This is a genomic window from Duganella dendranthematis (genome assembly GCF_012849375.1).
Lineage (GTDB): Bacteria > Pseudomonadota > Gammaproteobacteria > Burkholderiales > Burkholderiaceae_D > Rugamonas > Rugamonas dendranthematis.
Genome location: NZ_CP051684.1, coordinates 1,483,240 through 1,504,465, shown reverse-complemented (window position 1 = coordinate 1,504,465; position 21,226 = coordinate 1,483,240). Strand labels below are relative to the sequence as shown.

General features: G+C 65.0%; 17 protein-coding genes. 11 read left to right on the top strand and 6 right to left on the bottom strand.

From position 1 onward, the window contains the following. Positions 1-291: 291 nt before the first annotated feature. Positions 292-1,704 (bottom strand): YfcC family protein, encoded by a 1,413-nt coding sequence (locus HH213_RS06965; RefSeq protein ID WP_229263340.1) that lies wholly within the window; start codon positions 1,702-1,704, stop codon positions 292-294. Beyond that, positions 1,701-2,840: a succinylglutamate desuccinylase/aspartoacylase family protein gene (locus HH213_RS06960; protein ID WP_169111672.1), complete on the bottom strand. Its 1,140-nt coding sequence runs from the start codon at positions 2,838-2,840 to the stop codon at positions 1,701-1,703. The genes HH213_RS06965 and HH213_RS06960 overlap by 4 nt, the downstream gene beginning before the upstream one ends. A gap of 160 nt (positions 2,841-3,000) precedes the next feature. Here HH213_RS06960 and HH213_RS06955 point away from each other — a divergent pair, with 160 nt between their 5' ends. The 5 genes from HH213_RS06955 (at position 3,001) to HH213_RS06935 (ending at position 10,563) form a co-directional block, all read left to right on the top strand. Beyond that, on the top strand, positions 3,001-5,760 hold the full coding sequence (locus tag HH213_RS06955) for a TonB-dependent receptor (RefSeq protein ID WP_229263339.1): 2,760 nt from the start codon (positions 3,001-3,003) through the stop codon (positions 5,758-5,760). Positions 5,761-5,847: 87 nt separating this feature from the next. Continuing rightward, complete coding sequence (locus tag HH213_RS06950) at positions 5,848-7,167, top strand: cyanophycinase (protein ID WP_169111670.1); 1,320 nt, start codon at positions 5,848-5,850, stop codon at positions 7,165-7,167. Between the two features lie 117 nt (positions 7,168-7,284). Then, complete coding sequence (locus HH213_RS06945; RefSeq protein ID WP_110845219.1) at positions 7,285-8,499, top strand: cyanophycinase; 1,215 nt, start codon at positions 7,285-7,287, stop codon at positions 8,497-8,499. A 98-nt stretch (positions 8,500-8,597) separates the two neighbouring features. Then, a complete protein-coding gene (locus HH213_RS06940) occupies positions 8,598-10,001 on the top strand; it encodes an IgA Peptidase M64 (protein ID WP_169111668.1) in 1,404 nt (467 codons plus the stop codon). 94 nt (positions 10,002-10,095) lie between these two features. Further along, a complete protein-coding gene (locus HH213_RS06935; protein ID WP_110845217.1) occupies positions 10,096-10,563 on the top strand; it encodes a hypothetical protein in 468 nt (155 codons plus the stop codon). Positions 10,564-10,704: 141 nt separating this feature from the next. Here HH213_RS06935 and parC read toward each other — a convergent pair whose 3' ends face one another. Both parC and HH213_RS06925 read right to left on the bottom strand, forming a co-directional pair. Next, positions 10,705-13,002 (bottom strand): DNA topoisomerase IV subunit A, encoded by a 2,298-nt coding sequence (gene parC / locus HH213_RS06930; RefSeq protein ID WP_169115010.1) that lies wholly within the window; start codon positions 13,000-13,002, stop codon positions 10,705-10,707. Between the two features lie 297 nt (positions 13,003-13,299). Further along, complete coding sequence (locus tag HH213_RS06925; protein WP_110845216.1) at positions 13,300-15,297, bottom strand: DNA topoisomerase IV subunit B; 1,998 nt, start codon at positions 15,295-15,297, stop codon at positions 13,300-13,302. Positions 15,298-15,508: 211 nt separating this feature from the next. On the opposite strand from HH213_RS06925, the gene HH213_RS06920 reads away from it, so the two are divergent. Genes HH213_RS06920 through HH213_RS06910 form a run of 3 tightly spaced genes read left to right on the top strand, consistent with a single transcriptional unit; the run spans position 15,509 to position 17,194 of the window. Next, positions 15,509-15,844 carry a hypothetical protein gene (locus HH213_RS06920; RefSeq protein ID WP_169111666.1) on the top strand — a complete coding sequence of 112 codons (336 nt, stop codon included), beginning with the start codon at positions 15,509-15,511 and terminating at the stop codon, positions 15,842-15,844. Then, positions 15,841-16,431, top strand: coding sequence for an AAA family ATPase (locus tag HH213_RS06915; protein WP_169111664.1), 591 nt, complete (start codon positions 15,841-15,843; stop codon positions 16,429-16,431). The genes HH213_RS06920 and HH213_RS06915 overlap by 4 nt, the downstream gene beginning before the upstream one ends. A gap of 13 nt (positions 16,432-16,444) precedes the next feature. Further along, entirely contained in the window at positions 16,445-17,194 is a 750-nt protein-coding gene (locus tag HH213_RS06910; RefSeq protein ID WP_169111662.1) for a TorF family putative porin, read from the top strand. 343 nt (positions 17,195-17,537) lie between these two features. Here the strand turns inward: HH213_RS06910 and HH213_RS06905 are convergent, their stop codons facing one another. Next, the gene (locus HH213_RS06905) at positions 17,538-18,128 is read right to left on the bottom strand and encodes a hypothetical protein (protein ID WP_169111660.1); all 591 of its coding nucleotides are present in this window, start codon (positions 18,126-18,128) and stop codon (positions 17,538-17,540) included. Beyond that, entirely contained in the window at positions 18,125-19,051 is a 927-nt protein-coding gene (gene dapA / locus HH213_RS06900) for a 4-hydroxy-tetrahydrodipicolinate synthase (RefSeq protein WP_229263338.1), read from the bottom strand. Before dapA ends, HH213_RS06905 begins: the two co-directional genes overlap by 4 nt. A 193-nt stretch (positions 19,052-19,244) precedes the next feature. On the opposite strand from dapA, the gene HH213_RS29845 reads away from it, so the two are divergent. Genes HH213_RS29845 through kdpA form a run of 3 tightly spaced genes read left to right on the top strand, consistent with a single transcriptional unit; the run spans position 19,245 to position 21,225 of the window. Beyond that, positions 19,245-19,337, top strand: coding sequence for a potassium ABC transporter ATPase (locus HH213_RS29845; protein WP_199240416.1), 93 nt, complete (start codon positions 19,245-19,247; stop codon positions 19,335-19,337). Next, complete coding sequence (gene kdpF, locus HH213_RS06895; protein ID WP_110845211.1) at positions 19,334-19,423, top strand: K(+)-transporting ATPase subunit F; 90 nt, start codon at positions 19,334-19,336, stop codon at positions 19,421-19,423. Before HH213_RS29845 ends, kdpF begins: the two co-directional genes overlap by 4 nt. Beyond that, positions 19,423-21,225, top strand: a complete 1,803-nt coding sequence (gene kdpA / locus HH213_RS06890; RefSeq protein ID WP_169111658.1) for a potassium-transporting ATPase subunit KdpA — start codon at positions 19,423-19,425, stop codon at positions 21,223-21,225. Before kdpF ends, kdpA begins: the two co-directional genes overlap by 1 nt. The last annotated feature ends 1 nt before the right edge of the window (position 21,226 follow it).

Here is a 21,226-nt window from a genome sequence, read left to right as displayed (position 1 = left end):
GTCACGCCTGTTTGATTCTTGAGTCGGATCAGGCATCACGCGTGCCTGCGCCAGCCGGATATCGCGGAGGGCATATACATAGGGTTTGTCCTCTACGGGGGATGCCTGAAATTGTCTGAAATCGCCTGACGAATGCCTGAAATTTCTGTCGCTTTTCAAGCGAGCTGCCTATGAGAGCTGACGCCTGCCTGTTACAAATGCAGGCATTTCTCAGGCCATTTCAGACAATTTCAGGCAACCACCCGAGAGTAAGTCCCCTATGTATATACCCGGAACTTTATTGCCAATTCCTTACTGCCAGTTCATCAGGCACGGCGGCACCAGCAGCGCCAGCGCCAGAACCGCGTAGATCAGTTGCAGCGGGATCATCCACTTGGCCCAGGTAATCCACGGGATGCGCGCCAACGCCAGCACGCCGACCGTGATGCCGGAAGTCGGGATCATCGGCGTGGTGAATTCGCCGAACTGGAACGCCAGAATCGCGGTCTGGCGCGTCACGCCCACCAGATCGGCCAGCGGCGCCATGATCGGCATGGTCAGCGCCGCCTGGCCGCTGCCGGAGTGGATGAAGAAATTGATCACGGTCTGGATGCCGAACATCTTCCACGCCGCAAACACCGGATGCGCCGACTGCACCAGCGGCATCAGCGCATGCAGCATGGTGTCGATGATGTGCGCCTCGCGCGCCAGCACCAGCGTGCCGCGCGCCAGCGCGATCACCAGCGCCGTGCCGACCAGATCGCGCGCGCCCTGCATGAAGCCTTCGACGATCTGGGTCGAATCGAGCCGTCCAACCAGACCAATCACGATGGCCATGCTGAGGAACAGCGCGGCGATTTCGTCGATATACCAGTCGAAGTGCACCACGCCGAACACCATCACCGCCAGCGAAGCGGCAAAGATCCACAGCACCGCCTTGTGGCGCGCGGTCATGCCGTGGAATTCGCCGATACCGCCGACCGGCAAGTCCTTGCGCTTCTCCAGGTCCAGCGCATAGGTCGGGCTGAGCGTCGGGTCGCGCTTGACGCGCGCGGCGTACCACATCATGAAGGCGACCGTGACGGCGGTGGCGATCACCCACACGATCAGCCGATAGCCCCAGCCGGAAAACACCTGCACGCCGGCGATGCCCTGGGCGATGCCGACGTTGAACGGATTCAAAAACGCCGCCGAAAAACCGACCTGCGAGCCGAGGAAGGGAATCGACACGCCGGTCACCGTGTCATAGCCCAGCGCCAGCGCCAGCGGCACGAAAATCAGGATAAACGGGATCGCCTCTTCATTCATGCCAAACGTGGCGCCGCCGATCGAGAACAGCGTGATGAACACCGGGATCAGCGCGCGCTGAATGAATTTTGAACTGGCGTGCGCGCGCGCCAGCGACTTGATCATCGAGTCGATCGCCTCGGTTTTCTGCAGCACAGCAAACGCGCCGCCGACGATCAGCACGAAGCCGATGATCTGCGCCGCTTCGACAAAGCCCTTGATCGGCGCCTTCATCAGCGCCGTCAGTCCCTGCGGCGCGCTGGCGATGTAATGGAAGCTGTCCGGATTGATCAGCTGCTTGCCGTTGACCAGGTGCGTATCGTATTTGCCGCCGGGGACTAGCCAGGTCGCCGCCGCAATCAGCGCCAGGATGATGAACAGCAGGACGAAGGTGTGGGGGAGTTTGAATTTTTTAGAGGCGTTGGTAGTCATATTCATGCGCTCAGCAGGTCGCCATCACGGTAGGCCTTGGCGCCGGCCACTTTGCCGACGTTCATGCCGCGTATCACATGGCGATGCGCGCTGCGCGCAAAGAACACGCCGTCGACCGCCGCCCGCAACACGGTGGTGTCGCCGCTGACCGGGTCGATCAGGTCGGCGATGGCGTCGCCGGCCGCCACGCGCGCGCCGAGTTCGCGCGTGTAGACCAGTATCCCGGCATGCGGCGCATACAGCGGCTCGACGCCTTCCAGCGGCGTCGCCTCGCACAGCGGCGCCGGCAGCATGGCCGCCGCGGCCTGGGCCACCACGTCGTCGGCGCGCAGCACGCCTTGCAGCGTCAGAAATTGCAGCAGGCCGGCGGCGTCCTTGTTGGCCAGTTCGTAGCTCACTTCCTGCTCGCCGCGCAGTTCGACGGTGGTCGACAGGCAGGCGGCCGGAATTGGAAACTGATGCTGGAAATGGCGGTCCAGATCCCACCACAGGCGGCTGCAGGCTTCGTCGAACGGCTCGCCGCCGGCCTCGTAGGCCAGCAGGGTCGCATGCGAACCGAGGATGGCCGAGAGCGGCGCGATGGCCTCGGCCAGCGGCGTGCCGGCGTAGATGTGCAGCACCGCCTCGTTGTCGCAGTGCAGGTCGAGCACGATGTCGGCGTCGATCGCCAGCGACATCAGGGTTTTCTTCAGCGTCTCGGCGTCGGTCTTCGGCTGCCAGGCGGCGATCGAGGCGCGCGCGTGCTCGCGGATCAGCGCCACGTTGGCGCCGGCGTCGGCACCCAGTTTGCCCGCCAGCGATGTTTTCAGGTCGTCGGCCACGTGCTTGTACGCGCGGTTGAAGTTGACGCCGGTGGTCAGGTCGAAGCGGCCGAAGGCGGCGCCGTGGATCGCCTGCGCCAGCCCGATCGGGTTGGCGGCCGGCACCAGGATGACTTCGCCGCTGATCTGGCCGGCCGCTTCCAGCGCTGCCAGTTCCTTGCGCAGCACCTGCGCCACCAGCATGCCCGGCACCTCGTCGGCGTGCAGCGAGCCCTGGATATAGACTTTTTTGCCACTGCCCGGCGTGCCGAAATGGAAACTGGTCAGCTCATACGCGGTGCTCGCGTACGGCGCGGAAAGGGGATGTTTGTGTGCGTGCATGGCGGGTCACCGAAATCGTCTAAGCATTGAGTATGTAGCACTATTTTCACAAAGTAAATCGCGCACGGCGAAAGGTGCCCGGCTTTCTTGAGTTTTCGGCCACAACTGCGTACAGTTAGTTTAAATGAATTATTTATATATCTAAAAGCCGGGAGAGAATATGAATCACATGCATCGCACGCGCGCCTTGGTCATGACGCGGGCAGTCCGGCTGGCCATCGGCCTGGGCGCCGTCGCCGGCATCCTCGGCCAGCCAGCCAGTGCGCAAGACACGGCGGCGCCATTGCCGCCGCCGCTGGCGCGGGTCGAGATCACCGGTTCGGCCATCAAGCGCATCGAATCGGAAACCGCGCTGCCGGTGCAGGTGATCACGCGCGAGGAAATCGACAAGGTTGGCGTCACCACCGCCTCGGAAATCCTGGCGCGGCTGTCGGCCAACGTCGGTTCGCTGACCGACGGCGCCAGCATCTCGGACGGCAAGGACCAGCGCGGCTTCAACAGCGCCAACCTGCGCGGCATCGGCACCTCGTCGACGCTGGTGCTGCTGAACGGCCGCCGCATGGCCAACTTCGCCTCGCCCGGCGACGACACCGGCGTCGACCTCAACAACATCCCGGCCGCCGCCATCCAGCGCGTCGAAGTGCTGCTGGACGGTGCCTCGGCGCTGTACGGCACCGACGCCATCGGCGGCGTGATCAACTTCATCACGCGCAAGGACTTCCAGGGCGTCGAGCTGAACGCCTACGGCCTGAAGACCAAAGAGGGCGGCGCCGGCAAGCGCACCGCCACCCTGACCGCCGGTATCGGCGACGTCGCCAAGGACGGCTTTAACGTGTTCGCCGTGGCCGACTTCCAGCGCACCGATGCGCTGTCGACTTCGCAGCGTGACTTCATCAACGACCTGCATATCGCCGAACGCCTGCCGCACCTGCTGTCCGGCTACACTTCGCCGGCCAACATCCGCCTGACCGGCGCCCAGCGCGACTACCTGAACGACCAGGGCTTCACCATCAACGGCAAGCCGCTGACCAACCGCACGATCAACCCGTCGGTGCCGACCTGCAACGGCCCGGCCAATCTGTACCTGCCGACCGGCACCGGCGGCGTCGACGCCTGCACCTACAACTACATGGGCGACACCGAGCTGTATCCGAAATCGGAGAAGGCCAACTTCCTGTCGCGCGGTGTGCTGCAGATCAATCCGGAAAACCAGCTGTACGCCGAGGTGGCGCTGAGCCGCTCGAAAACCTATTACGCCGCCTCGTCGGCGCGTGTGACCGGCTACATCGACTACCGCAAGGTGCCGGCGCTGGCCAAGTACGACCTGCTGTCGGACGAGGCCTCGGCCGACGACGACGTGCCGGGCGAAGTGCAGCTGAATATGCGGCTGTTCGAGGCCGGCCGCCGCACCTCGGAGCTGACCAGCGAGAGCCAGCGCTATGTGGTCGGCTGGACCGGCAGCCGCAACGGCTGGGACTATGACGTCGGCCTGAACCACAGCGTCAACGTCATCAAGGACCGCGACACGCACGGCTACTTGCTGTACGACAAACTGATGCAAGGCATCTCGGACGGCCTGATCAACCCGTTCGGCCCGTCCAGCCCGGAAGGCATCGCGCTGCTTAACAGCATCCAGGTCAATGACGAGGTGCGCCACGCGCGCGGCACCATGGACTCGGTCGACTTTAAAGTGTCGCATGCGGTCGGCACCTTGGCCGGCGGCGACGCCGCGCTGGCCGTCGGCGGCGAGCTTCGCCGCGAGAAAACCACCTTCAACCCGTCCGCGCTCCTGATGAGCGATAACATCAACAACGACTTCGCGCCGGAAGGCGGCGACGCCACCGCTTACGCCCGCAATATCCAGGCCGTCTACGGCGAACTGCTGCTGCCGCTGACCAAGCAGTGGGAGGCGCAGGTCTCGGCCCGCTACGACCACTACCAGGTGGTCGGCGGCGCCGCCAGCCCGAAAGTCGGGGTCAGCTACATGCCGACCAACACCATGCTGTTCCGCGCCTCGGCCGGGCGCGGCTTCCGGGCGCCGTCGATGACGGAACTGTACCGCCCGATGCAGGTCGGCAGCACCGCCACCCTGCCGGACCCGGTCTACTGCGCCACCGTCGACAACAACTACGCCGACTGCGCCGACGCCTGGGAAGTGCACCGCTACTCGAACGCCAACCTGAAGCCGGAGAAGAGCCGCCAGTTCTCGCTGGGCATGGTGCTGCAGCCGTCCAAGCAGGTGATGCTGTCGCTGGACTACTGGAACATCAAGCGCACCGACCTGATCGCCGAGATCGGCGACGACGTGATCCTGGCCAACCAGAACAAGTACGGCAACCTGATCCACCGCGACGAGGACGGTTACATCGAGTACATCGACCAGTTCAAGGAAAACCGCGGCGCCCAGAAGGCCGCCGGCCTCGATCTGACCATCGATTTCAAAGGCGTGCAGACCTGGGCCGGCCGTTTCGGCGGCCGCCTGAGCGGCACCTATGTCACCAAGTCCGAGCTGCAATACGCCAAGGGCGACGCCTTCGTCAGCAACCTGGGCCGCTTTGTCACCGACGGCGTGGTGCAGCGCTGGCGCCATACCATCACCTTCGACTGGGACAAAGGCCCGTGGGCGGCGACGCTGTCGAACACCTTCTCCAGCGGCTATGAAGACCAGAACTCGGCGATCAATATCGACGACGGCACGGTGGTGGCGGCCAACCGCGTGAAATCGTATTCATTGTGGGATCTGACCGGCTCCTGGCAGGCCAGCAAGGCCATCAAGGTGCGCGCCGGCGTGCAGAATCTGGCCGACACGGCGCCGCCGTACTCCAACCAGGCGTATTACTTTATTTCAGGCTACGACCCGACGTATACCGATGTGCGCGGCCGCCGCTTCTTTGCTAGTGTAAATTACGCCTTCAAGTAATGCGTTTTTAAGCAATAGCTTGGTATCATCTGCGGTAACTACGGCGCCCGGCGATAGCCCGGCGCCGGTTTTCATCGGAAGGGCAACATGAAATTAACGGGTTTTACGCGCCGCGGGCTGAGCAGGCTGTGCCTGCTATGGCTGCTGGTGCTGACCGGCGCCGCCGCGCAGGCGGCTGCGACGACGCCGGTTCCCAAGGTGCAGGTGCCGGGCAAGAGCAGCAAACCGGCCAAGGCCGTACCACCACCGAAACCGGTGCTGACGCCGCCGGCCGGCAATCTGGTCATCATCGGCGGCGGCTTGCGGGCCGAAAACGCCGAGGTGTGGCAGCGCATCGTCATGCTGGCGGGCGGCAAGGGCGCGCGCATCGGCGTGTTCGGCTCGGCCTCGATCAACCCGGAAAGCGCGGCCCAGGCCACCGTCAACAAGCTCAATCAGTACGGCGCCCAGGCGTTTGCGATTCCGCTCGGCGTCACCTGGCCCAATAGCGACTACCGCAAGGCGGCCGAGGATCCGGAAGTGGTGGCGGCCATCCATTCGGCCACCGGGATTTACTTCACCGGCGGCGACCAGGCCCGCATCACGCGCGCGCTGGTGCGCACCGACGGCAGCCACACGGCGGCGCTGGACGCGGTATGGGACGTCTACCGCGATGGCGGCGTGCTGGCCGGCTCCAGCGCCGGCGCCGCCATCATGAGCACCACCATGTTCTACGACGCCAAGTCGACCCTGGACATGCTCAAGCAGGGCGTCAACGAGGGCCACGAGATCGCCTCCGGCCTCGGCTTCATCGGCGAGGACGTGTTTGTCGACCAGCATTTGCTGGTGCGCGGCCGCTTTGCGCGCATGATTCCGGTGATGCTGAAGAAGGGTTACCAGATCGGCTTGGGCATCGACGAAAACACCGCGATGGTGGTCAACGCCAAGCGCGATGTGGAGATTATCGGTTACAGCGGCGCGCTGCTGCTGGACCTGTCGGCGGCGATTACCGACCGTGGCATCAAGGGGTTTAATATATCTAACGCCACCATCAGTTACCTTGATCGCGGCGACAAGTTCAACCTGGTCACGCGCGAGTTTACGCCGTCGCCGGACAAGGCCGACAACAAGCTCGACCCGAATCAGCCGGACACCCGCGAGCCGGTCTACACCAACGATATCCTCGGCAACAATGCGGTGCTGGACTTGATGGTGAATCTGATCGACAACGCCCAGCAGGACGCCATCGGCATCGCCTTCGGCAACCCGCGCGACTTCAATCCGGAGCTGGGCTTCGAGTTCCGCTTCTCCAAGACGATTAACAGCGTCGGCTACAGCTCGACCGAAGTGGAGGCGTATTCGGTACTGAAACTGCGCATGGACATCCGGCCGATCCAGCTGCAGCAGCCGCTGTACCGCTACCGCTAGCGTAGCCGACCCCGGACGAAAGGGTCTGACCCCGTACGGGGTCAGACCCTGGCCGTGGCGCAGTGCGGGTTGCGTCGGTGCCGCGCGCCGTGGTCAACCATTTTTATGGGAGTGCATATGCGCATGGCGATCAAGTTCCTGGTGCACGCGGCCTTGCTGCTGGCCTTGCCGTTCAGCGTGATGGCGGCCGATGGCCCCAAAGGCTCGCTGGTCATCATCGGCGGCGGCCTGCGGGCCGATAACGACGCCGTCTGGCAGCGCATCGTCCAGCTGGCCGGTGGGCAGGGAGCGCGCATTGCCGTCTTCGCCTCGGCGGCGGCCGACCCGGCGCCGGTGGCGGCCGCCATCGTCGATTCCCTCAACCGCTACGGCGCCGACGCTTTCCAGATCCCGCTGGCGGTCAAGCTGGCCGATAGCGATTTCCGCAAGGCGGCCGACGATCCGCTGCTGGCCGACGCCGTGCGCGGCGCCGGCGGCGTGTTCTTCTCCGGCGGCGACCAGGCCCGCATCACCCAGGCGCTGGTGCGCGCCGACGGCAGCCGCAGCGCGGTGCTGGAGGCGGTGTGGGACGTGTACCGTAAAGGCGGCGTGGTGGCCGGCAACAGCGCCGGCGCGGCGGTGATGAGCAGCACCATGTTCTACGCGCCCAAGACCGTGTTCGCCACGCTGCGCGGCGGTGTCACCGACGGCCAGGAAATTGCCCCCGGCCTCGGCTTCATCGGCGACGATGTGTTTGTCGACCAGCACTTCCTGGTGCGCGGCCGCTTCGCCCGCATGATTCCGGCCATGCTGAAGAAGGGCTACAAGTTCGGCCTCGGCATCGACGAGAACACCGCCATGGTGGTCGATCCGCAGCGGCGCGTGGAGATCGTCGGCAGCAAGGGCGCGCTGCTGGTCGACCTGTCGCGCGCCAGCACCGATCCGGCCCGTGCCGGCTTCAATGTCTCGAACGCGGTGATCAGCTACCTGGATCAGGGCGACCTGTATGACCTCAACACGCACGCGTTCACGCCGTCGGCCGCCAAGGCCGGCGGGCGCATCGCGCCGCACAAGGACCTGGCGGCCGATCCGGTGTTTTCGCCCGACATCCTGGGGCGCAACGCGCTGGTGCAGCTGATGGAAAGCCTGATGAACAACCGCCGCAGCGAGGCGATCGGCATCGCCACCAGCGGCCCCGGATCGACGCTGCCGGAACTGGGCTTTCAGTTCACGCTGAGCAAGACGCGCGACAGCGTCGGCTACGCTTCGGCGGCGCCGGCCAGCTATTCCATCCTCAACATGCGCCTCGACATCCGCCCGCTCGACATCGGCCAGTCGCTGCGCGCACAATAGCCGCCCGCCGCCCGCCGCCCGCCGCCCGCCGGACTCGCCGCAGCGCCGGCCCCGGTTTACAATGACGCTCACGTTTTCAACTGACCGTCAGGACCTCCATGCTCCGCAATCTCCTCTCCCTGCTGGCGCTGTGCGCCTCGGCCTCCGCGCTGGCCGCGCAACCGGCCACCATGCGCGTCGACTACCTCCACAGCGGCAACGCGCTCGACGAGCACTACGCGCTGGAGCGGGTGGTGGTCGAGCCGCTGCCGTGGCCCGGCAACCTGCGCCAGACCATCGACACCACTAACCGCGGTAACAACATGGTTGAAGTGGTCGATGCCAAGACCGGCAAGCTGCTGTACTCGCGCGGTTTCAGCACGGTATTCGCCGAATGGCGCAGCACCGAGGAAGCGGCCAGTATCAACCGCGGCTTCGAGGAGTCGGTGCGTTTCCCGCGTCCCGAGCAGCCGGTGCGCGTGCGCATCCTCAAGCGCGACGAGCGCAACCTGTTCTCGGTGGTGTGGACCGCCGACGTCAACCCGGACGCGCAGGACGTGATCCGCAAGCAGCCGCCGGCGCCGGTCAAGCCGATCGGCATCCGCGTCAATGGCCCGTCGGAAGACAAGGTCGACCTGCTGATCGTCGGCGACGGCTACACCCAGGCCGAGATGAAGAAGTTCGAGGCGGCCGCCCGCCGCCTGGCCGACCACCTGTTCCAGGTGTCGCCGTTCAAGGAGCGCGCCAAGGACTTCAACGTCTGGGCCATCGCGCTGCCGACCGAGGAATCGGGCGTGTCGCGGCCATCGACCGGCGTCCATCATGCGTCGAAGCTGGGCGCGCGCTACGACATCTTCGGCAGCGAACGTTACGTGCTGACCACCGACAACCGCGCATTGCGCGAACTGGCGCAGTACGCGCCGTATGAGTTCATTGAAATCCTGGTCAACAACGAAACCTACGGCGGCGGCGGCATCTTCGGCCAGTTCAGCACGGCGGCGGCCGACAACGACTGGGCCAACTACCTGTTCGTGCACGAATTCGGCCACCACTTCGCCGGCCTGGCCGACGAGTACTACACCTCGCCGGTCGCCTACGCCACCGGTGGCGAACGCCGCGAACCGTGGGAACCGAACGCCACCGCGCTGCACGATCCGGCCAATCTGAAATGGAAGAAGTTCGTGAAGGAGGGCACGCCGCTGCCGACGCCGTGGCCGAAAGAAGCTTACGAGACCGCGTCGCGCGCCTACCAGAAGGAACGCGCCGCGCTGCGCGCAGACAACCGTCCGGAGTCGGAGATGAGCGCGCTGTTCCGCCGCGATCTGCAGCAGAGCAATGAACTGTTCTCGCGCGATCCGCACCGCCACACGGTCGGCGCGTTCGAGGGCGCCAACTACGAGGCCACCGGTTATTACCGGCCTGAAATGCAGTGCATCATGTTCGACCGCAGCGACACCTTCTGCTCGGTGTGTGCGGACGCGATCGGCACCATCATCGATCTGTATTCCCGGCCGGAAAAATAAACCGGGGGTTTAGTACGCTAGCGTACAGTGTGCGGAGCGGGCGAGGCTTAAGCTGTATCTCACTTACTCAAACAACACCGAAAGGGATCACATCATGAACAAAATTATCGCTACCCTGATCGCCGGCCTGTTCGCTACCGCCGCTTTTGCTCAAACCTCGGACGTTGCTAAGGCACAAGCCGATGCCAACAAAGACGTCGCCAAGGCGCAGCAGAAAGAAGCCAAGGTCGATGCCAAGGCTGACCACAAAGCCAACAAAGCCATCGCCAAAGCTGATAAGGTGCATGAAGAGCAGCAAGCCAAAGTAGGCGTGGAACAAGCCAAAGCCAACGAAAAAGTGGCCAAGGCTGATCCAGAAGACAAAGCTAAAGCAGTTGCCAAAGGCGACAAAGCCGTAGCCAAAGCCGAAGAAAAAGCCGAGAAAAAATCGGTGAAAGCTGACGCCAAAGCGATCAAGGCTTCGGTTGACGCCACCGAAGACAAAGCCCTGGCCGCGAACAAAACCGCCGCCACCAAAGCCAAGGCCGACGCTGAAGTCAAAGAAGCCGCTGCCAAGCACTAAGCACTAACCCGCACGGCGTAAAAAAGGGTCTGACCCCCATGCGGGGTCAGACCCTTTGTCTTATGAATGCGCCGCAGCGCGCTGAGCACCGTAAAGGGTACGACCCCTGCGGGGTCGGACCCTGGTGTGCCGCCGTGCGGGTTAGACGATCGGCACCAGGCCGCTCGGCTTGATCTTGGTCGCCAGTTCCTTGCCTTTGCGCGCGCGCTTGCCGAAGTGGACCGCCAGCGCCGACGCCGACAGCCGTTCTTCCTGCGCCTTGCCGCCGCGGCCGATGCCGTGCACGGTCACGCCTTTCTGGCTGATCGGCTTGGCCGCCAGCAGGGCTTCCTTGTCGCCCAGCTCCATCAGGATCACGCCGCGGCCGCCGTTGGTCAGCACTTTCATTTCATCCATGCCGAATACCAGCACCCGCGCGCCCGACGACAGGGTCGCCACGGCGCTGGCCGTGTCCGGAATCACGGTCGGCGGCAGCGGGACGTCGCCGTCGTCCAGTGTGATGAACGATTTGCCGCTCTTGTTGCGGCTGACCAGGTCGGCCGCCTTGCTCTCGAAGCCGAAACCGGCGCTGCTGGCCAGCAGCAGGCGGGTGGCGCCGGCGCCGGCGAAGTAGTGCAACAGCCGTGAACCGGACGCCAGGTCGATCAGCGTGGTGACCGGCACGCCGTCGCCGCGCGCGTTCGGCAAGGCCGCTACCGGCACCGAATACACTTTGCCGTTGCTGCCGAATGCCAGCAGGTGGTCCACCGTGCGGCATTCGAACGCGCCATACAGCGCGTCGCCCGCCTTGAAGGTGAATTGCGCGGCGTCGTGGCCGATGCCGCTGCGGGCGCGGATCCAGCCTTTTTCCGAAATGATGACGGTCACCGGCTCGTCCACCACCTTCTGCTCGACCACGGCTTTCTGCGCTTCTTCGATCAGCGTGCGGCGGGCGTCGCCGAAGGTCTTGGCGTCGTTGTCGATTTCCTTGATGATGGCGCGCTTCATCGACGACGGGTTGTCCAGCAGGTCTTGCAGTTGCTGGCGGTCCTTGCGCAGTTCGGCCAGTTCCTGTTCGATCTTGATCGCTTCCAGGCGCGCCAGCTGGCGCAGGCGGATTTCCAGGATGTCTTCGGCCTGGATCTCGCTCAGGTTGAAGCGCGCCATCAGCGCCGCCTTCGGTTCGTCCGAGTTGCGGATGATGTGGATCACTTCATCGATGTTGAGCAGGATGGTCTGGCGGCCTTCCAGGATGTGGATCCGCGCGTCGACTTTACCCAGCTTGTACTGCGTGCGGCGGGTCACGGTGGCGAAGCGGAAGGTGATCCATTCGCTGAGGATTTCGCCCAGGCCTTTCTGGCGCGGCCGGCCGTCGCCGCCGATCATCACCAGGTTGATCGAGGCCGACGATTCGAGCGAGGTGTGCGCCAGCATCATCAGCATGAATTCGGTCTGGTCCTGGTTTTTCGATTTCGGTTCGAATACGAGACGGACCGGCGCCGCGCGGCCCGATTCGTCGCGGATGGTGTCGAGCGAATTCAAAATCAGCGATTTCAGCGCCAGCTGTTCCGGCGACAGCGCTTTCTTGCCCAGCTTGATCTTCGGGTTGGTCAGTTCTTCGATTTCTTCCAGCACTTTTTGCGACGAGGTGCCCGGCGGCAGTTCGGTCACCACCGCCTGCCATTGGCCGCGCGCCAGTTCTTCGATCTTCCAGCGGGCCCGCACTTTCATCGAGCCGCGGCCGCTGGCGTACATGTCGGCGATCTGCTGCGGCGGGGTGATGATCTGGCCGCCGCCGGGGAAGTCCGGGCCCGGCATCAGCGCCATCAGCTCGCTGTGGGTGATCTTCGGGTTGCGGATCATGGCGACCGCGGCGGTCGCCACCTCGCCCAGGTTGTGCGACGGGATCTCGGTGGCCAGGCCGACCGCGATGCCGGAGGCGCCGTTCAGCAGCACCATCGGCAGCCGCGCCGGCAGCAGGCACGGTTCTTCGGTCGAGCCGTCGTAGTTGGCCTGGAAGTCGACCGTGCCCTGGTTGATTTCGTCCAGCAGCACTTTGGCGATCGGCGTCAGGCGCGCTTCGGTGTAGCGCATCGCCGCCGCGCCGTCGCCGTCGCGCGAGCCGAAGTTGCCCTGGCCGTCGATCAGCGGGTAGCGCAGCGAGAAGTCCTGCGCCATGCGCACCATGGCGTCGTACACGGATTGGTCGCCGTGCGGGTGCAGCTTGCCCAGCACATCGCCCACCACGGTGGCCGATTTGCGCGGTTTGGCGCTGCTGTTCAGGCCCATTTCGTTCATCGCGTACAGGATGCGGCGCTGCACCGGCTTCTGGCCGTCGCACACGTCCGGCAGCGCGCGGCCCTTGACCACCGAGATCGCGTAGTCGAGGTAGGCGCGCTCGGCGAAGGTCGACAGCGTCAGGGCGTCGCCGCCGTCACCGCCGCCGGCGCCGCCGAACATGCCGTCGTCGCCGCCGCCGCCGCCGCCGTTGCCGCCGCCGTTGCCACCACCGTTGCCATCATCCTTGCCATCGCCACCGTCATCGGCGGGCAGCGGCTGGCCGTGGGCGTGCGCTTCGGCGGCGGCGTGGGCTGCCGCCTGCGCGGCCGGCTGCACCGGGTGGTCCGAGACGCCCGGTTCGGCGGCGTTGGGGGCGCTGGCCGGCGCCGGCGCGCCCTGGTCGGTGGTTTGCTCGGCGTCGTCGTCCTGCGGCGCCGGTTCGTCAAAGAGGTTTGCTTGAGTCATGGTGTGCTTGTATTAAATGTCTGCGTCGGCTTCGTTGCCGTGTTCTTCGATCCAGGCGCGGCGCGCGGCCGCTTCGCCTTTGCCCATCAGCATGTTGAAGCGGGCGGCCGATTCGTGCAGGCCAAAGCCGCCCAGCGCCACCGGCAGCAGGCGGCGGGTGTCCGGGTTCATGGTGGTTTCCCACAGCTGTTCGGCGTTCATCTCGCCCAGGCCCTTGAAGCGCGAGATCGACCACGCGCCTTCCTTCAGGCCGTCCTTGCGCAGCTTGTCTTCGATGGCGGTCAGCTCGCCGGCGTCCAGCGCGTACAGCTTCTGGATCGGCTTTTTGCCGCGCGCCGGCGCGTCGACCCGGTACAGCGGCGGCCGCGCGATGCAAATATTGCCGTTGGCGATCAGGCCGGGGAAGTGGCGGAAGAACAGCGTCAGCAGCAGCACCTGGATGTGCGAGCCGTCGACGTCCGCATCGGACAGGATGCAGATCTTGCCGTAGCGCAGGCCGGACAGGTCGGGCTTGTCCAGCGGCGTGTGCGGGTCGACGCCGATCGCCACCGAGATGTCGTGGATTTCGTTGTTGGCGAACAGCCGGTCCTTGTCGGTTTCCCACGAGTTCAGCACCTTGCCGCGCAGCGGCAAAATCGCCTGGAATTCCTTGTCGCGGCCCATCTTGGCCGAGCCGCCGGCCGAGTCGCCCTCGACCAGGAACAGTTCGGTGCGCTCGACGTCGGTCGATTCGCAGTCGGTCAGTTTGCCCGGCAGCACAGCCACGCCGGAGGATTTTTTCTTTTCCACTTTCTGCGCCGAGCGCAGTCGCGACTGCGCCTGCTTGATGACCAGTTCGGCCAGCTTCTTGCCGTAGTCGACATGGTGGTTCAGCCACAGTTCCAGCGCCGGCTTCGAGTAGGTCGACACCAGCCGCACCGCGTCGCGCGAGTTCAGGCGTTCCTTGATCTGGCCCTGGAATTGCGGGTCCAGCACCTTGGCCGACAGCACGAACGAGGCCCGCGCGAACACGTCTTCCGGCAGCAGCTTGACGCCTTTCGGCAGCAGCGAGTGCATTTCGACGAAGTTTTTGACGGCGCCGTACAGGCCGTCGCGCAGCCCCGATTCGTGGGTGCCGCCGTTCGGCGTCGGGATCAGGTTGACGTAGGATTCACGGACGATGGCGCCTTGCTCGGTCCACGCCACCACCCACGACGCGCCTTCGCCCTCGGCGAAGCCTTCGGCGTCCGGGCCGGCGAACTGTTCGCCCTCGAACAGCGGGATCAAGGTCTCGCCGTCGGTCGACTGCGCCAGTGCTTCGGTCAGGTAGCCGCGCAGGCCGTCGTTGTATTGCCAGGTCTGCGATTCGCCGGTCTTGCCGTTGGCCAGCGTGACCGACACGCCCGGCAGCAGCACGGCTTTCGAGCGCAGCAGGCGTTGCAGCTCGGTGGTGGAGATCGCCGCCGAATCAAAATACTTGGCGTCCGGCCACACCGTGACCTTGGTGCCGGATTTCTTGCCGTCGCGCGGCGCCACCACCGAGCTCAGTGGTTCGGTGACGTCGCCGTTTTCGAACACCAGGTGGTGCAGGCCGGTGCCGTTCGGCTCCTTGCGCCACACCGTGATTTCCAGCCGCTTGGACAGCGCGTTGGTGACCGATACGCCGACCCCGTGCAGGCCGCCGGAAAACGCGTAGGCGCCGCCGCTGCCCTTGTCGAACTTGCCGCCGGCGTGCAGCCGGGTAAACACGATTTCCACCGTCGGCACCCCTTCTTCCGGGTGCAGGCCGACCGGGATGCCGCGGCCGTCGTCTTCGACCGTGACGCTGCCGTCGGCATTTTGCGTGACGATGATGTTATGGCAATTGCCGCCCAGCGCTTCGTCGGCGGCGTTGTCGATCACTTCCTGGATGATGTGCAGCGGGTTCTCGGTGCGGGTGTACATGCCCGGGCGTTGCTTGACGGGTTCCAGCCCCTTCAGGACCCGGATGGAGGATTCGCTATAGTCGGAAACAGGTTTTTTGGTGGCCATACGTGAGCAGCTTGTGTTTTTGATACTGGGTTTATGTACAGGTGCGGCGATTAATGCGTATTCTATCCTCAACCGCGTTTGATCGCGGGCAAAAATTGCGCACTGCGCAATTTATACACGATGTTTACAGCCCAGGCCCGCCTTTTTAGACCGTTTTTACGACGCCGTCGCTAAGCTGACAGGTATCGAAACGCTCACCCGGAGGTTAGTCATGCACGCCTTTTTCCACACCCAAGCCGCCCAGCGCCGCGCCAAACCGCCCCGCAGCACGCCCCGCGCGACGCCAGCGGCGGCGCCGCGCGGCTGCCTGATGCAGCTGACCGTGGATGCCGCCGCCGTGACCGACCTGCGGGCGCTGGTGATGCGCACCTGCGGCGCTGGCATGGAATTCATGCGGGTCGAGGCGTGCGACCACGGCGCCCGCGTCAAGGTCTGGCTGTGCCTGTCGCGGGCGCTGGCCGGACAGGTGATGGAAGCCGTGATGCGGGCCTTGCCGGGCGCCGAATTCGGCCGCATGACGGCCTTGGCGCAGCGGGCCGCCGCATGATCATCGCCGTCGCCAACCCCAGCGGCGGCGCCGGCAAGACCATCGTCGCCAACAACCTGGCGCTACTGCGGGCGCGCGCCGGCCGCCGCGTGCTGCTGGTCGACACCGACCCGCGCGCCGCCGCCTGCGCCTGGTGCGGCGAACTGGCGGCGGCCGGCGTGCGGCCCAGAGTGACCGCGCGCGCCATCTGCGGCCGCACGCTGGTAGGCGAGCTGGAACTGCTGCGCACCCGCTACAACGATATCGTCATCGACACCGAGGGCCGCGACACGGCCGCCAGCCGCGCCGCGCTGATCGCCGCGCGGCTGGCGATTGTGCCGATCGACGTGCCGGTGACGCCGCAGCAGGTCGATCTGGCCAGCCAGTACAAGCTGATCGCCCGCCTGAATGCTGCGCGCATGTTCAATCCGGGCCTGCGCGTGCTGTTTGTCCTGGTTGGCGGCGACGTCCCGCCCAGCGACGAGGAGCGCGCTGCGGCGCGCGCCTACGCGTCGCGGGTGATGTCGGCGACGCTGGCCAGCACCGTTATTCGCGGCGCCGCCCCGGCCGATATGGACGGGCTGTACCGCGAAGTTTTCCACCACTGATAGAAAGTAGAGCATGAAAAAATTAGCACTCGCCGCAGCCGTTGCTGCTTTGTTGACCACCGGCGCACGCGCCGAAGACGCGGCCGCCACGCCGGCCGCCGTGCCGGACAACGCGGTCAGCTTCAACGTGGCGGCGATCAGCGATTACCGCTATCGCGGCATTTCGCAGACGCGCTTGCAGCCGGCCTTGCAGGGCGGCGCCGATTATGTGAACAACCCGACCGGCCTGTACGCCGGCGCCTGGGCCTCGACCATCACCTGGATCAAGGACGCGGGCGGCGACGGCAGCGTCGAGCTGGACCTGTATGCGGGCAAGCGCGGCCAGGTGACGGCCGATGTGGCGTATGACGTCGGCGTGCTGACTTATGTGTACGCTTCCAATAGCCTGCCGGTCAGCGCCAATACCACCGAGATCTATGGCCAGCTGGGTTATGGCCCGGCTTACGTGAAGTACTCGCATGCGGTGACCAATCTGTTCGGCTTTGCCGACAGCAAGAACAGCGGCTATCTGGACATCGGCGCCAACATCGACGCCGGCGATGGCTGGACCGTCAACCTGCACGGCGGCCGCCAGAATGTCCGTCATAACGATGCCGCGTCCTACACCGACTGGAAGCTGGGCCTGACCAAGGACTTCGGCGCGGTGACCGGCGCGCTGGCGGTGATCGGCACCAACGCCCAGGAGTCGGCCTACACCTCAGCCGCCAACGGCAAATTCCTCGGCAAGACTGCACTGCAGCTGACCTTCAGCAAGGTGTTCTAAGCCTGCGGGGAGGGCGCCGCGCCGCAATGGCGGCGGCGCTTGCCTGGCCTTCGGCGCTGAACCGGCTTCGCTGCTCTTGCGCGGCTTTGGGCGGTAGACGCATGGGAAATTGCAGGGTAGCCATGGTGGGTTCCCCTGAAAAGCGTTTTTACTAAAAGCCTCTAAACAGTACTACACAGTGCTAAATCACTCTAAAGCTTACTAAAGTTAGAGCGCCTGCAAGATTTGGTTCCCTCAACCACTTCCTTAGAACGAAATATCACTGTCTAGTATTAAATAGTACGATTTAGACCGTTTTAGTAAAACGCGAAAAATAGATACCCACCCCCTGTATCCTCCCGCCTCAGAGCGGGCAGGATCTTGGCATCAAGGCGCCGATGTGGTGGTAGCTGCCGTGCTGCGGGAAAATCTCGCGGTACAGGTGGCGTACCTCGGGTGCGCACAGCTTGCGGTCTTCCTTGTAGGCTTGCAGTTCCAGTTCGCTGTGGCGCGAGTGGTAGGTGTCGTGGCCGTCTTCAAGCACCAGCGTGTCAGCCAGACGCGCGTGCGGTAGCTGGGCGACGAACACCAGCACGCAGCCGGCCTGGTGCGCGGTCAGCGGACGGCGGCCGTGCGCCACCGTCACCAGCACCCGCGCCGACGGGTTCACGCTCTGCATGACCTTCAGGCGCGCCAGCAGTTCGGCGCAGCCGTCGCGCTCCAGCGCTTCGGGACGCAGCAGGGCGAGGATCACGCCGGCGCGGGCCAGCGCCGTGTCCTGGCTGCGCAGCGAGGCGTCGATCACCAGATCGTCGAACAGTTGGGCATCGTAGGGGCGCGGATTGGGCGAGACCAGCAGCACGCGCTTGCCGGCCGCCACGCGCAGCATGGCCAAGTCTTCGGCCAGATCGGCCACGGCGCTGTCGCCGTCTTCACCAGTCAGGGCGACGATCATACGGCCTCCATCATTTTGGCGACCGGTGTGGCCTTGCCCGGCCGGTACAGCGGCAGCGCATCGAGATTTTCCAGCGCGGCGGCCAATTGTTGGCGGCAGTTGTCGGTGGCCGGCACCATCGGCAGGCGCAGCTCGTCGCGCAACAGACCCTGCATTGCCAACGCCGCCTTCAGCGGCGCCGGATTCGGCTCCGAGAACAGCAGCCGCATCATCGGCAGCAGCGCGGCCGCCAGTGCGCGCGCTTCGGCCAGCCGCTGTGCGCGCACCAGATCGAACAGCTGTACATACAAATCGGTGCGAATGTGTGCCGACGCCGAAATCGCCCCATGCGCGCCGCCGCACAGCGCGGCAAACAGCAGCACATCGTCGCCGCACAGCACCGACAACGGCGTCTGCTGCACCAGATCGGTCATCTGCTGCAAGCTGCCGCCGGCCTCCTTGATCGCGGCAAACTGCGGCCGCTGCGCCAGCCGCTGCGCCGTGGCCAGTTCCAGCGTCACGCCGGTGCGCGCCGGCACGTTGTACAGCACGATCGGCCGCGCGGTGGCGTCGGCGATGGTCTCGAAGTGACGCACCAGACCCTCTTGCGATGGCCGCACATAGGCTGGTGTCGACACCAGATAGCCGGCCAGATCCTCGTCGTCGAATTGCAGCACGCGGCTGGCGGCGGCAAACGTGTCGCTGCCGCCGATGCCCATCAATACCGGGCAGCGCTTGTGCGCCACCTCCAGCACCGCCGCCAGCGCCGCGCTTTGCTCGGCCAGGTCCAGCTGCGGCGCCTCGCCGGTGGTGCCGCACACCACCAGCCCGTGGGCGCCAGCGTCGATCACCCGCTCGGCCAGCCGTTGCAGCTGCGCCAGGTCGATCTCGCCGTGGCGCATGGGGGTGGCCAGCGGCACCCAGATGCCGTGTAAACAATTCATGATAGTCCAAGGTGGTTGCGATGGAACCAGCGTAGCCAAGCCCCCGTAAAAATGGTCTAAAGAGTCGCCATCCCGGCGTAAAGAAACCATAAATTTTTACGCTTTGTTTACACCCCGCCGGCAAGTCTTTACAAAATCTTTAGACCCTTCTGGCTAAGCTTCAAGCTATCAAAACAAGACCTGTGAGGGTGTGATGGACATAGTATTTATCGGCGCGATTGCGCTGTTCTACCTGCTGACGGTGGCCATGGCCGCCGGCTGCGCCAAACTGGGAGGCCAGCCATGAACACGTTCTACCTGATCGGCGCGATTGCTTCCGCCGGCCTGCTGGTCTACCTGGTGGTGGCCCTGCTGAAAGCGGAGGATCTGTGATGAGCATGCAATCGATAATCCTGCTGATCGTGTTCCTGGCGGTGCTGCTGGCGCTGGCCTGGCCGCTCGGCATCGTGCTGGCGCGGGTCGGCGACGGCAACGCCGCCGGCACCAGCCCGCTGCGCGGCTTCGGCTGGCTGGCCAAAATTGAAAACCTGATCTACCGCGTGGCCGGGGTCGACCCGAAAGAGGGGCAGAGCTGGAAAACCTACGCGCTGTCGCTGCTGGCGTTCAGCGTGCTCGGCACCCTGGCCACCTACGCGCTGCAACGGCTGCAAATCTGGCTGCCGCTCAACCCGCAGGCGATGGCCAACGTCTCGCCCGATTCGGCCTTCGACACCGCCGTCAGTTTTGTTGCCAACACCAACTGGCAGGGCTACAGCGGTGAACAGACCATGAGCTACCTGACCCAGATGCTGGTGCTGGCCGGCCAGAACTTCTTCTCGGCCGCCACCGGCATCGCCGTCGCCTACGCCCTGATTCGCGGCTTCGCGTCGCGCTCGGCCAAATCGATCGGCAACTTCTGGGTCGACCTGGTGCGCTCGACCCTGTACATTCTGCTGCCGCTGTCGCTGATCCTGGCCGTGGTGCTGATGGCGCAAGGCGTGATCCAGAACTTCGCGCCGTACAAGGAAGTGCAGCTGCTCGACCCGGTCACCTACAGCCAGCCGAAAACCGGCGCCGACGGCCAGCCCGTGCTCGACGCCAAGGGTCAGCCGGTCACCGAAACCCTGACCGCCACCACCCAGACCATCGCCATGGGCCCCGTCGCGTCGCAGGAAGCCATCAAGATGCTGGGCACCAACGGCGGGGGCTTCTTCAACGCCAACTCGGCCCACCCGTATGAAAACCCTACCGCGCTGAGCAACTTCCTGCAAATGCTGGCGATCTTCATCATCCCGGCCGGCCTGTGCTTCGCCTTCGGCCGCCTGGTCGGCGACCGCCGCCAGGGCTGGGCCGTGCTGGGCGCCATGACGCTGCTGTTCGTGGTCTGCACCTGCGTGGTGATGAGCGCCGAGCAGAGCGCCCATCCGGCATTGCAGGCGCTCAACGTCGACCAGAGCATGGGCTATATGGAAGGCAAGGAAACCCGCTTCGGCATCTCCGCCTCAACCCTGTTCGCGGCGGTCACCACGGCCGCTTCGTGCGGCGCCGTCAACGCCATGCATGACTCGTTTACGCCGCTTGGCGGCATGATCCCGATGCTGCTGATCCAGTTCGGCGAAGTGATCTTCGGCGGCGTCGGCACCGGCCTGTACGGCATGCTGGTGTTCGCCATCATGGCGGTGTTCATCGCCGGCCTGATGATCGGCCGCACGCCGGAATACCTCGGCAAGAAAATCCAGGCCTATGAAATGAAAATGACCTCGATCGCCATCCTGGTGACGCCGACGCTGGTGCTGGCCGGCACCGCGATTGCCGTCATGTGCGACGCCGGCAAGGCCGGCATCGCCAACCCCGGCGCGCACGGCTTCTCGGAAATCCTGTACGCGTTCAGCTCGGCCGCCAACAACAACGGCTCGGCGTTTGCCGGCCTGTCGGCCAACACGCCGTTCTACAACAGCATGCTGGCGATCGCCATGTGGTTCGGCCGCTTCGCCATGATCGTGCCGATCCTGGCCATCGCCGGCTCGCTGGCCGGCAAGCAGCGCCTCGACGCCAACGCCGGCACCATGCCGACCCACGGCGGCATGTTCGTCGGCCTGCTGTGCGGCGTGGTGGTGCTGGTCGGGGTGCTGAACTATGTGCCGGCGCTGGCGCTGGGCCCGATCGTCGAGCACCTGCAGCTGTTTGCCCAATAAG